Annotated in this window: 1 protein-coding gene; it reads left to right on the top strand. The window is 57.6% G+C overall.

What is annotated here, in order from left to right:
- Positions 1 to 443, top strand: a 443-nt coding sequence (locus tag FN960_RS23475) for a M3 family metallopeptidase (protein WP_221936825.1), incomplete at both ends; no start/stop codon positions are given.

The following is a 443-nucleotide window of genomic DNA, read 5'->3' as shown; positions in this document are numbered from 1 at the left end:
GGTCTGCATCATATGCTGACCCGCATCGAAACCGCCGGTGTATCCGGGATCAGTGGGGTGCCGTGGGATGCGGTCGAACTGCCGAGTCAGTTTATGGAAAACTGGTGCTGGGAGCCTGAGGCGCTGGCGTTTATCTCTGGTCACTACGAAACCGGCGAACCGCTGCCGAAAGAGTTGCTGGATAAAATGCTGGCGGCGAAGAACTACCAGGCGGCGCTGTTTATTCTGCGCCAGCTGGAGTTCGGCCTGTTCGATTTCCGCCTCCATGCCGAGTTCCGCCCGGATCAGGGAGCGAAAATCCTCGAAACTCTGGCAGAAATCAAGAAACTGGTTGCCGTAGTACCGTCTCCATCCTGGGGCCGTTTCCCGCACGCTTTCAGCCATATTTTCGCCGGTGGTTATGCCGCAGGTTACTACAGCTACCTGTGGGCTGACGTACTGGC

The sequence above is a fragment of the Alkalicoccobacillus porphyridii genome, from assembly GCF_007293315.1.
Taxonomy (GTDB): domain Bacteria; phylum Bacillota; class Bacilli; order Bacillales; family Bacillaceae_D; genus Alkalicoccobacillus; species Alkalicoccobacillus porphyridii.
This window is presented reverse-complemented; position numbering and strand designations above follow the sequence as displayed.